The sequence below is a fragment of the Caproicibacterium lactatifermentans genome, from assembly GCF_013315815.1.
In the GTDB taxonomy this organism is placed as follows: domain Bacteria; phylum Bacillota; class Clostridia; order Oscillospirales; family Acutalibacteraceae; genus Caproicibacterium; species Caproicibacterium lactatifermentans.
The window spans coordinates 1,274,800-1,287,034 of sequence record NZ_CP046051.1; the positions used below are offsets into that span (position 1 = coordinate 1,274,800).

The window sequence follows — 12,235 nt, forward strand, 5'->3', positions numbered from 1 at the left end:
TGCGAATCAGTGGCATCCGCCGCCACAGGTGGAACAGTCGTGTGTGCAGGGATTGTAGTCCGCTGTAGCGGGGTCTGCACCCTGTGCACACTGGTTCAGGATACCGGCCATACGGTTCAGCAGGTCCTGCATTTCCTTCTGTGCAACGCTGTACTGTGTCATGTTGGCATTTTCCATGGTTGCGTCATAGGCTTTCTGCAGGTCCGCTTTCATCTGATTAATTTTGTCAGTGTCCTGCGGGTTCTTCTGCATTTCCGCGTTGAGGTTCATACGCAGAAGATTAAAGTTGCCAATCAGGTCCTGCAACTCTTTGTCCTTATCACATTTTGCAGTGGCTTCCTGCAGTCTGTCATAGCGGGGGTCCTGTTGCAGAGTGCGGCCAAGTGCTCTGGTTTCATCAATGATATTCATGTGTGTTCTCCTTAAATAATAATATTTATATCAAAAATAAATTGATAAGCAAAATTTTCCGTTCCGTTAGGGGAGCAGTTCGCCGGTCAGAATCCAGTTGCGCGCGTGCGTAATGCGTACCTGCTGAAAGGTTCCGCACAAATCTTCATTTCCCGGAAAATCAACGATGATGTTGCCGCCGGTGCGGCCGGTCAGCAGGCCTGTCTTCGCGTTTCTGCCCTCCACCAGCACACGTTGTACTGTGCCGACAGCCGCCGCGCAGCGCTGTGCGGCAATTTGTTCCTGTGTGTCACAAAGCTGCCGAAACCAGCGTGACTTTTCTTCGGCGGAAACGGGGTCCGGCATTTTTGCGGCACGTGTTCCTTCCCGTGGAGAATAAATAAAGGTAAACAGGCTGGTAAAGTCCACTTCCTGTATTAAAGAAAGGGTATCACAGAATTCTTCATAGGTTTCACCGGGGAATCCTACAATCACATCACTGGTAAGGCTTAGGTCCGGCATCACTTTTTTCGCGTAGCTGACCAGTTCCAGATACTGGCTGCGATTATAGTGGCGATTCATTTCTTTCAGCACACGGTCATTGCCGGACTGGAACGGCAGGTGCAGGTGATGCGCAATATGCTTGCCATTTGCCATGGTATCCAGTAGCTCATGTGTGCAGTCCTTTGGATGGCTGGTCATAAAACGAATGCGGTAATCGCCGGGCGTTTTGTCCAGCATCTGCAGCAGCTGCGCAAAGTTAACCCCGCAGCCGTTGTTTTTGCCATAGGAATTGACATTCTGTCCCAGCAGGGTAATGTCCTTATATCCTGCCGCAACCAATTCCTGAAATTCAGCAAGAACGGCCTGCGGTGTACGGGAGCGTTCCCGCCCGCGCACATACGGCACAATACAATAGGAACAAAAGTTGTTGCAGCCGTACATAATAGTAAGCCACGCCTTGACTTTTCCGTCGCGGTAGGTTGGCAGACCCTCTGCAATGGTACGGTCCTGTTCCTCTCCGCCGCGCACAAAGACACGCCTATCATCTGTAACGCAGGTAAACAGCAGCTTCGGGAACTGACAAATCTGATGTGTACCAAACAAAAGGCTGACAAATGGGTAGCTGTCATGAATGCGCTGGGCAACATGTTCCTGCTCCATCATACAGCCACACAGGGCAATAATTAGGCTGGGATGACGGCGCTTGATGTTTTTCAGCGCGCCGACATTGCCAAAGACACGGTCCTCAGCGTGTTCCCGTACGGCGCAGGTATTGAATAAAATGAAGTCGGCATCTTCCGGTGTTTGGGTGAAGGAAAAGCCCATCTGTACAAGCATTCCCTTTATTTTTTCACTATCCGCTACGTTCTGCTGGCAGCCGTAGGTGTGCACAAAGGCAAGTGGTACTTCCCCACGTTTCCGCACCTGCATAATCTGCCTCAGCTGCCGGATATAATTCTGTTCTTCCATTACCGATGTACAAAGCTGTTCTGACAAAAGCCGGTCCTCCTTGCTTTCATATCATAAGTCTTTTTATTATATCACATTTTATTTAAAAACGAAACGAAAGAATACGGAAATCCATGCTTTTTGCAGAATTGGCGGAGAAGCAGAATATTGCCCGCAGACAAAAAGGCTGCCGCAAACCAAAGGGCAAAAGCCCCGGCTCCGTGGCAGCCTAAAATAAGCAAAAATCAATCAAAGAATTTACCGTGAATAACTGATACAGCACGGTCCGCATCGTCTGCATCAATCAGCACCGAAATCTTAATTTCACTAGTGGAAATCATCTGAATGTTGATGTCAGACTCAAACAGGGACTCGAACATAGTGGATGCCACACCGGGGTGGGATTCCATGCCGGCACCGACAATGCTGACCTTTGCCACATGGTCATCATAGGCTACGGAAGAGGCGCCTATCATATCCACATACGGATTCAGCAGGTCCATGGCTGCTTTCAGGTTATCTTTCCCAATTGTAAAGCTGATATCCTTTGTACCATTGCGTCCAACGGACTGCAAGATAATATCCACATTGATATTTTTGGCTGCCAGTTTAGTGAAAATCTTAAAGGCAAGACCCGGCCGGTCCGGGACACCGATAATGGAAATACGGGCAATGTCGCCGTCCTTTGCCACACCGCTGATAAGCATTTTTTCGATATGGCTGGTTTCTCTTACAATGGTACCGGGTTCGTTTGTCATACTGGAAAGCACCTCCAACTCAATTCCGTACTTTTTTGCAAGCTCTACCGAGCGGTTATTCAGCACCTGCGCACCCAAAGTGGCCAGCTCCAGCATTTCATCATAGGAAATGTAGTCAAGCTTTCTGACATTTTTCACTTTGCGCGGGTCCGCTGTAAAGATACCCTCAACATCCGTGAAAATCTGGCACAAGTCAGCGTGCAGCGACGCCGCCAGCGCAACTGCACTGGTATCACTGCCGCCACGGCCAAGCGTTGTCATATCGTCAAACCGATTGATTCCCTGAAAACCGGTTACCACAACAATATGCTTTTTGTCCAGTTCCCGGCAAATGCGCTCCGGATTCACTTTATGAATGCGGGCACTGCCATAGGCGGTGCTAGTGGTAAAGCCCGCCTGCCAGCCCAATAGAGAAACAACGGGACAGCCGATTTTCTCAATGGCCATAGCCATCAGTGACGCACTCATCTGCTCGCCGGCTGTCAGCAGCATATCCATTTCACGCTTGCTGGCATTCGGGTTGATTTCATTTGCCTTGGCAATCAGGTCATCGGTCGTATCACCCTGTGCAGAAACAACTGCCACAACATCGTTGCCCGCTTTGTATGTATCGGTAATAATTTTCGCTACATGAAAAACGCACTGGGCATTTGCTACAGAACTGCCGCCGAACTTCTGTACAATTAGACTCATTCCCTCTTATCCCCCGTTTCGTTATAGAACTCGTTACTCAATGAAAATCTGCGCGCCGTCAGGTTCTGTATGCAGCAGCTTTACCTGCCATCCGTCCAACCCCTTAGAGGACAAACGCGCCTTTGCAGCCTGTGCAAAAGCCTCTGCCTCCTCTGTTTTAACCATAGAAATTATGGTGGGACCGGCACCGCTGACACAAGTGCCCAGTGTACCCAGTTCGTAACTCATACGGTATACATCATCATAATTGGCAATCAGGCCGCAGCGGTAAGGCTGGTGAATACGGTCCTGTACCGCGACCCGCAGATTTTCAAGATTTCCAGAAAAGAGCGACGCTGTCATCAGTGCTGAACGGGAAAGATTGTAAACTGCATCAGCACGGGAATAGGTGTCCGGCAGAACAGAGCGGGCCTTCTCCGTTTTTAGCTCAAAAGGCGGAATAAAGACAACAAAACGAATTTTTTCTGACACCGGCACACTGACACTGTACACTTTTTCGCCCTCTATGGCAGAGGCAACCAAACCGCCCTCAATGGCCGGCGCTACATTGTCTGGGTGTCCTTCTATTCTGGTTGCCAAGGAAACCAGGTCCTTCTGGTCCAGCGGTGTACCCAACAGGCGGTTTGCTCCCAAAATGCCGGCGACAATACACGCTGAACTGCTGCCTAGACCCCGTGCCATTGGAATATTATTCAGCTGAACGATTTTCATGCCCGGCAGCTTTCGACCGCATTCTTCATACAGCTGGCTGGCAGCCCAGTAAATCAAATTATGTTCATCTATTGGAACCTGCACATCATCTTTGCAGGAAATATCAATTGTGTCTGCTTCTTCCATCCAGACTTGGTTAAACAGATTGAGTGCAATGCCCAAAGAATCAAAGCCGGAACCCAGATTGGCACTGGTAGCTGGTACTTGGATACGTATCATAAAAGTTACTCCTGACAAGACAAATTGTTTATCGTTTTCTATTTTGCGGTAAAAAATTACATATCGCCTATACGAATCTTGTTGTCAATCGTGACGCCGACTGCCTTCAGATGCTGCAGTGCCGTGTCAAAGTCCTTTTCCGGTATCTGCGACGTTACAAAGGCGAGCTCCTTTGCATCGGCCTCTTTCCGGTACAGACGGGAAGCGCCCGGAAACAATGCCACGGCCTGCTCATAAGCCGCATCCGTGTCCTGTGCATGCGCCCGCACAAAGAACTGACGGGCTGTTTCACGGTAGTCCGCCACATAGTCTGGAGAACCGTCGGCCCAGTAAAGGTACTTGCGGGCTTTTAAGTGCTTCACACAGTCAATCACATCTGCTACCACAGCACTGGCCGTCGGCATCTTGCCGGCGCCTTTTCCATAAAAGACAATGTCTCCTGTAATATCACCGCGGACCATAATGCCGTTAAAGACATCGTCAACATTAGCAAGCTGACTTTCTCCAGAAATAAACATTGGGCAGACAACGACGTCTACTTTTCCGCTGTCCGTGCGTCTCGCCTCTGCAATCAGCTTGACGACACCGCCCCATTTTTGTGCATACTCAACATCCGCTAACGTAATATGCGTAATGCCCTCGGTATGCACCTGCTCGGGATACACGTGCTTGCCATAAGCTAAGGAAGTTAAAATGCAGATTTTCCGGCAAGCGTCGGTTCCCTCAATGTCCGCGGAAGGGTCACGTTCCGCATAGCCGAGCCGCTGAGCATCCGCCAGTGCGTCCTGGAAAGACACGCCCTCCTGAAACATTTTTGTAAGGATATAGTTGGTAGTACCATTCAAGATACCCGCGATGCCAATAACAATATTGGCCGCCAAGCACTGGCTCATAGGACGAATAATCGGAATACCGCCGCCGACACTGGCCTCAAACAGGAAATTGACGTTGTGATCTTTTGCAACCTGCAGAAGGTCCGCGCCCTTGGCAGCAACCAGCTCTTTGTTGGAAGTAACTACGCTCTTTCCTGCTGCCAGACAGCGGCGCACATAATTATACGCGGGGTCCAGCCCACCCATAACTTCCACAACAATGCGAATTTCCGGATCATTTAAAATCTGTTCAAAGGACCTAGTAAAGGTGCCCATCATAGGCGGTTCCGGATAATCATGACGCACCAGAATGTACTTGATGTGAATTCCTTCATGTGCACGATGAGAAAGACCTTCTGCGTGCTGTGCAAGGACCTGCACAACACCGGTTCCCACGACACCGTAGCCCATAACTGCAACCTCAACCATATTTCAGCACTCCTTACTACTGCTCTGTTAACAGATATTTCAAAAGCCTGACAGGCAAAATATGAAATGGACGAATTTATAAAATGCTTTATCAGTGTACCATGTTTCTTTACAGGATTCAACCTCTTTGCCTGCTTTTAGCGTTTTTATTTGCTAAAGTAATATGAATAAAAAGAACAGGGTACCTGCAGAACGAGGAAATATCTGCAGAACCCTGTTCAAAAAGCAGTTCCTATTTATTTGCCTTTTTGCGACGCAGTCCCATGTTCCTGCCCTTTATGAGAAGTACTGGGCTGGCTGTCAGATGCCGGCTGTTTGGAAGATGACTGCTGGCTTTGTCCGGCAGAAGAGGACGACTGATGATGCGTATAAGAGGAAGTGGACTGTCCATTTTCATTTTTACTATCAGCGCTTTGATTGCCGTTTTCGCTGGTGTCACCCTGCTGACTGTCCGCTTCACTGGAATTTGAATTTCCACCGTCACTGGAATATTGGCTGCTTTCGTTATTATATCCGTTATTTCCGGTATCGTTGTCTTCCTCCCCTATTCCGTTTCCAGAACCACTGCCCGCATGGCTGGAACTGCAAACCGCAGGGAGATTATTCTTATCATAGTAACCTGTCTGAATATTCAAACATCCGCTGCCTGCCAGCAGGCCGGAATCTTTGCAGTAGGATTTTTTAACCATATCTGAATCAAACGTAAAATCTTTCTGCGTTTTTGTTGCCAGATAAGTTTTAAAGATTCCGCGCCATAGGGCCTTGGAATACTGCGTACTGGACAATGTTTTGTTCTTGCCATAGCCTGTCCATACCGCACCGGAGGCATACGGTGTACAGCCGACGAACCAGCTGTTTACATCTTTATCCGTAGTGCCGGTCTTGCCAACAATATCCCAGCCGCTGATGTCGGCAGCAGAACCAGTGCCGTCCGTCACAACTGTACGCAGCAGGCGATTCATAACAGAAGCAGACACCGGCTGAATTGCCTGTACTGGCGTTGTTTGGGTATTGTCCAAAATAACATTGCCGTTATGGTCCAGCACTTTATAAAAGGTATAAGGCTTATAATATTTTCCGCCGTTGCCGAAAATCTCATAGGCAGCTGCCATATTCAGCACCGTAACACCCTGTGTCTGGCCGCCGAGGGCCATATTGCCCAGCAGCTGGCTGTCCTCTTTGGTCAGGCAGTTGGAAAAGCCCAGTTTCTGCACCATAAAGTTATAACTATCGCTGACTCCATACGCCCTACAGACCTGCGCTGCGGCACAGTTGTAGGAATGCGCCAATGCTTCCTGCACCGTTACATTTCCGTGCAGCACTGACGACTGTGTATCCGAGCTATAGTTGTTCGGCCCAGCAGTGCCGTCCGGAAAATAGTTCTCAATTTTTTCATCTTTTACAAGTGAAGAATACGTAATTTGGCCCTTGTCCAATGCCGGACCATAAGTAGAAATAGGCTTGACAGAAGAACCTGACTGGAACTTCAGCATAGTGGCATAGGAATTGACAAGGTTCCCGTTCTTTGTATTGCGGCTGCCAACTGTTGCCAAAACACGACCGTCATATCCGACCGCGCAAAAGCCAGTCTGCACTTGTGTATCATCACTAAGCACACCGCTTTTTAGCACATAGTTTTCAGCAATTTTTTGAAAGTCCTGATCTTCTGCGGAATAAATCTTAATGCCGGAATTATAAATCATATTGCTGGCCGTGCTGGCAGAGCAGCTATACTTTGTCATAAGGGCGGACTGCACATCACGAATAACCGCTTCCGTATACCAATCCCACACCTGACTGTTATTAGCTGCTTTCTTGCCTACGAACGTCATATGATTGCTTTCCTGCACGGCCTGCTGATACTGGGTATCGGTAATCCGTTTTTGGTCATGCATCGCGGTCAGCACAGTCTGCTGACGCTGCCGGTTGTTGTCCCTATGCACCAGCGGTGTATACTTGGCCGGATTCTGCGTAATGCCAGCGATAGCGGCACACTGCGCAAGGTCACAGTCCTGAATGTTTTTGCCAAAGTATAGGTTAGCCGCAGCCTGCACGCCTTGTGTACCAGAGCCAAACGGTACACAGTTTAGATAGGCTTCCAGGATTTGCTCCTTGCTGTACTTTTTCTCCATATTCAGCGCACGGAAAATTTCTTTGACTTTTCGTGTTAAGCTGACTTCATTTTCCTGTGTCAGGTTTTTAATGAGCTGCTGTGTAATGGTAGAACCACCGTAGTTGCCGGAACCACCGGCAAGATTCGCCATGGCACTGAATGTTCGTTTCCAGTCTACCCCGTTGTGGTCCCAAAAGCGCTTATCCTCAATGGATACCATGGCATCTTTCATATAAGTAGGAATCTTGCTGTAATCCACCCAAGTGCGCTGTTCCCCACTGTGCAGGGAAAGCTTCTGTACCGGCTGATTCTTATCATCATTAGAACCATTTACATACAGGTAACTGGTGTAAGTTTGTTTGTAGGTTGCTAAATTAATCTTTACTTCCTCATCTTTCATGCTGAAGATGAAAGAAAGCAGAGAAATACCTACAATCAACAGGGTAATCAGAAAAATGGCAAGCAGCGTAAGCAGAACTTTGCCAATAATCTGAGAAACTGAAGCACCAATGGCTGCTGCTGTGCGGTCCTGCAGCTGGCCGTCGATGAAACTGGTATCCCGGTCCGTTTTCTTCATGCTTTATTGTCCTCCAGTGCTGGGGTTCCAGAACGGCTTTCCAGCATCCCAGCTATTTCTACGGGTTCCAGCTGAACGCCGTGATGGAAAATGTATAAATTACCAGATAATGTACAAAATACAGCAGAGGTGATTGCTGTGAAAAAGCTAAATATAGGAATGCTCTCGTGTGCGGTTGCTTTAGCGGCCGTGCTGGTTGTGTCACTCGCCATGACAGAAAGCAGCCGGGAAACCGAAAAAATGCCATCCAGCACGTCTGTTTATTCTAGCTCAAAACCGTTTTCAAGTCAAGGCAGCGCCTCGGCAGCAGCGAGCCTGCCCTCCACCGTATCCGCAGGGAAACAAGCTGTATACCTTGTAAAAACCTACAATGGAAAAATCGGAATTTTCCGAGTAGAGACGGACAAGCCTTTTCGTGTGCTCGACGTAAATGTTAATTCCCTGCCAAAAGCCGATCAAGAATTGCTGCGCAGTGGTATTTCGGTGCAGTCCTCCGAAGAACTGCAGACAATCATAGAAGATTATGTCAGCTAAATAGGGAACTTTTTATGTAAAGGAACGCCGTACCAAAAGGTGCAGCGCTCCGGAAAATGCGAATTTACTTTACGTTTTCCTCATAGGACTTAATCATTTTTTTAACCATCTGGCCGCCAACGCTGCCAGCCTCACGGCTGGTCAGGTCGCCGTTGTAACCGTCCTTCAGGTTGACACCGACTTCAGAAGCTGCCTCCATTTTGAATTTGTCCAGTGCTGCGCGAGCCTCCGGAACAACGAGTTTGTTGCTGCCATTAGAATTGCTAGCCATTTCAAATACACTCCTTTTTTATTAAACAGGAACTTTTTTTCTTGCGTTTGCATTCCTATTTTGTGTGAAGAGGAGTGTTTTATAACTGACAAATATAACCGTCAACGTGAAATTTTTACTGTTTTCCAGCAAAAATGCACCTATAAATTTGTTATTTTCACGAGGATATGAACGCTGCTTCCATAAAAACAGGGCAGACGGCTTTGGTCGCCGCTGCCCTGCCTATAAAAATCCCTGTCAAACGCCCTCTTTGTCCGCTTCCACAGCCAGCAAGTCAGTTTTATCCGCATGGCCGGAATAAGTGGGCACCAAGCGGTGGACAATACCAACCATTTTATGGTTGTCCGCTCCTGCAGCCGAACGCAGTTCTTCCAAATCAGACAAAAAGCTGTTCTCATTGAAACGAATTGGCGAACCGATGTAGATAAGGTCATGTTCTGTCTTTTTGCATTTACCCTCAGCGTCCAGCAGCAGCTCTTCATACAGCTTTTCACCTGGACGAAGACCCGTGTAGACAATTTTAATGTCAACATCCGGTTCATATCCAGAAAGCCGAATCAGGTTGCGCGCCAAATCGACAATTTTGACCGGCTGCCCCATATCCAGTACAAAGATTTCGCCGCCTTGTGCCATACCGCCGGCCTGAATGACCAGACGGGCAGCTTCCGGAATCGTCATAAAGTAGCGAATAATGTCCGGGTGCGTAACAGTGACCGGACCGCCCGCCGCAATCTGACGTTTAAACAGCGGAATGACGCTGCCGCTGCTTCCCAGCACGTTGCCGAAACGAACCGCCGCATATTCTGTATGATGACTGTGACGGCTCATATACTGAATAATCAGCTCACAGATACGCTTGGTGGCACCCATAATGTTGGTCGGATTAACCGCCTTATCCGTAGAAATCAGCACCATGCGGTTGACACCGAATTTGTCGCATGCCTGCGCGACATTTAAAGTGCCGAAAACATTATTTTTAACCGCTTCACCGGGACTGAGTTCCATCAGCGGCACATGTTTGTGCGCCGCCGCATGAAAAACAACAGACGGCTGGTAAATCCGCATTACGTGCTCCACACGTGCCTTGTCGCGAACGGAACCAATGATAACCTCCAGGTCCAGTTTATCGCCGTACTTCATCTTCAGTTCATTCTGCAGGTCATAGGCATTATTCTCGTAAATATCAAAGACAACAATTTTCTTTGGATAAAAGTGTGCAATCTGACGGCAGAGTTCACTGCCGATAGAGCCGCCGCCGCCGGTAACCAAAATGGTTTTTCCGGCAAGGTAGCCGCTGATTTCCTCTGTATTCAGGTGAATTTCATCACGGCCCAGCAGGTCTGTAATGTCCACATCGTGCACCTGCATGCTAGCAGGACTGCCCTCCACCAGTTCGTACAGGGCAGGTACTGTTTTCAGCTTACACCCTGTAGAAGAGCAGATATGCATGATTTCCTGCTTGTCCGCACGGGGCACAGAAGACATTGCCAGCAAAATTTCATCAATATTGTAGCGGGCAGCCATGCGCGGAATGGCATGGCGGCCACCCACTATCTTAACACCGTTAATGCGGGCGCCGCGCTTTTTTGGGTCGTCATCAATGGCGACGATTGGTGTGCCGCGGCTTTCCGGTGCGCTTTTCATATCCTTGATAAGCATAGAGCCCATTTCACCGGCACCGACAATCATAACACGCTTGGACTCTTCCAGTAAACTTCCGGAGCGGTGTGACCGGCGCAACCGATATACAAATCGTACACTAATTCTGGTCAGGCATACCAACCCAAAAATGAGTACATAGGCAAAGACGTAAATGCTCCTCCAGAACTTGCGCACATCAAACAGCGGGCTGGCAAACCAAACCAGCAGGAAACAGATGGCAGCTGCCGCCGTTGTACCCAAAAAGATCTGAAAGATTTCATCGATACTGCAATACTCCCAGCGTGTGTTGTAAAAGCGCGCCATAAAGAAGCAGCCGATGTGAATAAGGATGAGCCATGGAATCCAGAAAGTGAAGGTTTCCCAGTTATAATAGTCAAAAATGACTGTATCAAATCGCAGTGCAAAAGCCAGCCAATAACCAAGATATACTGCCAGGCAGTCTGCAACCAACTGGGGAATCAGGTTTTTCATGGACAAATTCCGGAAAATCCGGTTTGATTGTTTCATATTTTGATAATCTCCAATGCAGGCAGTATTGTCGCAATCCGACCAAAGTATTATACCACATTTATTTATCAAATGAAACAGAAAAATCCGCTTTTCAGGTTTTCTCACCTGAAAGCGGATTCTTTCATTCATAGAACACTGGACAAAGAACTAGTCCGCTTCTCTTCGTCGATTTTTAGGCGGTTCCAGTTGTTCCTCTTCCCTATTGACATTTTCCAAATCTGTATAGCCCAAAAAGGCAGCCATTACCCTGCGGTCCGTGATTTGTATGCGCCGCCCACGCTGCTGCAGCAGACCGGCACTTTGCAAATTTTCCATCGCACGGTACAGCGAAGCCCGGCTGATGCCCAAAAGGCCGGACAAATTTGCTATGCTGCAGGGCAAATACAAGCTGCTGTCCTCATTCAAACGCTGTGACAACAACCATGCCGCCAACCGCTGCTGGGCCGTTCCACCAGAAGCAACCGCCAGCCGCTGCGTCAGAAATGCAACCTTGCTGGAAAGGCAGGCAATATAATTTTCCGAAAGTTTTTCGTCCTCCGCAAGCAATTTCCGCATTAAGGACATTTCCAAATACAGAATAGTTGATGTACGCTTGGCATAAATCCGCGCCAATGGAACCGATGTTTGTAAAAAAGCGGTCGGCATTCCAAATAAATCACCCCGCTGAAACGTATTCAGCAAGATTTTACTGCCCGCCGCAGTATATCGGTAGGCGCGCACCTCACCCGCACACACAAGCCCAACGCTGCGCCACAAAGGCAGCACCTCGCCCGCAGAAACGGAAAAGCAACGGCACCCATCATCCCCGAAGGCAGCACGCGCTGTTTTTGGGGAAACGTCCTGAAATAATGCTGTCCTGCATAGCATTCCAAAAAATCGGCTTTTCTTTGTTATCTGGTGCACGGGTAATCCTTCCAATTTGTATTATATAATACAATACTCAGATTTATATAGTACTCCGTGTCCCGCATTTTGTCAAGTTGTGCAACAAAAAAGCACTGCCTGCGGGACATTTCCCGTGGGCAGTGCCTGCATTCTTACAAG

General features: G+C 48.4%; 10 protein-coding genes. 1 reads left to right on the forward strand and 9 read right to left on the reverse strand.

Features of this window, described 5'->3' with window-relative positions:
• Positions 1-6: 6 nt before the first annotated feature.
• From GJQ69_RS06215 to GJQ69_RS06240, 6 genes are all read right to left on the reverse strand, one after another.
• Positions 7-411 carry a YlbF/YmcA family competence regulator gene (locus GJQ69_RS06215; RefSeq protein WP_086035565.1) on the reverse strand — a complete coding sequence of 135 codons (405 nt, stop codon included), beginning with the start codon at positions 409-411 and terminating at the stop codon, positions 7-9.
• Positions 412-477: 66 nt separating this feature from the next.
• The gene (gene miaB / locus GJQ69_RS06220; protein WP_236849656.1) at positions 478-1,890 is read right to left on the reverse strand and encodes a tRNA (N6-isopentenyl adenosine(37)-C2)-methylthiotransferase MiaB; all 1,413 of its coding nucleotides are present in this window, start codon (positions 1,888-1,890) and stop codon (positions 478-480) included.
• Between the two features lie 197 nt (positions 1,891-2,087).
• The gene (locus GJQ69_RS06225; protein ID WP_086035564.1) at positions 2,088-3,293 is read right to left on the reverse strand and encodes an aspartate kinase; all 1,206 of its coding nucleotides are present in this window, start codon (positions 3,291-3,293) and stop codon (positions 2,088-2,090) included.
• Between the two features lie 33 nt (positions 3,294-3,326).
• A complete protein-coding gene (gene thrB, locus GJQ69_RS06230) occupies positions 3,327-4,223 on the reverse strand; it encodes a homoserine kinase (RefSeq protein ID WP_086035563.1) in 897 nt (298 codons plus the stop codon).
• Positions 4,224-4,279: 56 nt separating this feature from the next.
• Positions 4,280-5,524 (reverse strand): homoserine dehydrogenase, encoded by a 1,245-nt coding sequence (locus tag GJQ69_RS06235; RefSeq protein ID WP_086035562.1) that lies wholly within the window; start codon positions 5,522-5,524, stop codon positions 4,280-4,282.
• Between the two features lie 236 nt (positions 5,525-5,760).
• Positions 5,761-8,214 carry a transglycosylase domain-containing protein gene (locus GJQ69_RS06240; protein ID WP_174193278.1) on the reverse strand — a complete coding sequence of 818 codons (2,454 nt, stop codon included), beginning with the start codon at positions 8,212-8,214 and terminating at the stop codon, positions 5,761-5,763.
• Positions 8,215-8,352: 138 nt separating this feature from the next.
• Here GJQ69_RS06240 and GJQ69_RS06245 point away from each other — a divergent pair, with 138 nt between their 5' ends.
• Entirely contained in the window at positions 8,353-8,748 is a 396-nt protein-coding gene (locus GJQ69_RS06245) for a BofC C-terminal domain-containing protein (RefSeq protein WP_157658918.1), read from the forward strand.
• Positions 8,749-8,812: 64 nt separating this feature from the next.
• On the opposite strand, the gene GJQ69_RS06250 is transcribed toward GJQ69_RS06245, so the two are convergent.
• The 3 genes from GJQ69_RS06250 to GJQ69_RS06260 all read right to left on the reverse strand — a co-directional run bounded on the left by GJQ69_RS06250 (position 8,813) and on the right by GJQ69_RS06260 (position 11,947).
• Entirely contained in the window at positions 8,813-9,019 is a 207-nt protein-coding gene (locus GJQ69_RS06250; protein ID WP_086035559.1) for an alpha/beta-type small acid-soluble spore protein, read from the reverse strand.
• Positions 9,020-9,256: 237 nt separating this feature from the next.
• Positions 9,257-11,188: a polysaccharide biosynthesis protein gene (locus tag GJQ69_RS06255; RefSeq protein WP_236849657.1), complete on the reverse strand. Its 1,932-nt coding sequence runs from the start codon at positions 11,186-11,188 to the stop codon at positions 9,257-9,259.
• 150 nt (positions 11,189-11,338) lie between these two features.
• On the reverse strand, positions 11,339-11,947 hold the full coding sequence (locus GJQ69_RS06260; protein ID WP_174193280.1) for a Crp/Fnr family transcriptional regulator: 609 nt from the start codon (positions 11,945-11,947) through the stop codon (positions 11,339-11,341).
• Between the last annotated feature and the right edge of the window lie 288 nt (positions 11,948-12,235).

What these genes read in the sequence shown, in the direction of transcription:
- GJQ69_RS06240 (WP_174193278.1), bottom strand. Translation starts at nt 8,214, where the DNA reads ATGAAGAAAACGGACCGGGATACCAGTTTCATCGACGGCCAGCTGCAG.
- GJQ69_RS06235 (WP_086035562.1), bottom strand. Translation starts at nt 5,524, where the DNA reads ATGGTTGAGGTTGCAGTTATGGGCTACGGTGTCGTGGGAACCGGTGTT.
- GJQ69_RS06215 (WP_086035565.1), bottom strand. Translation starts at nt 411, where the DNA reads ATGAATATCATTGATGAAACCAGAGCACTTGGCCGCACTCTGCAACAG.
- GJQ69_RS06255 (WP_236849657.1), bottom strand. Translation starts at nt 11,188, where the DNA reads ATGAAACAATCAAACCGGATTTTCCGGAATTTGTCCATGAAAAACCTG.
- GJQ69_RS06225 (WP_086035564.1), bottom strand. Translation starts at nt 3,293, where the DNA reads ATGAGTCTAATTGTACAGAAGTTCGGCGGCAGTTCTGTAGCAAATGCC.
- thrB (WP_086035563.1), bottom strand. Translation starts at nt 4,223, where the DNA reads ATGATACGTATCCAAGTACCAGCTACCAGTGCCAATCTGGGTTCCGGC.
- GJQ69_RS06250 (WP_086035559.1), bottom strand. Translation starts at nt 9,019, where the DNA reads ATGGCTAGCAATTCTAATGGCAGCAACAAACTCGTTGTTCCGGAGGCT.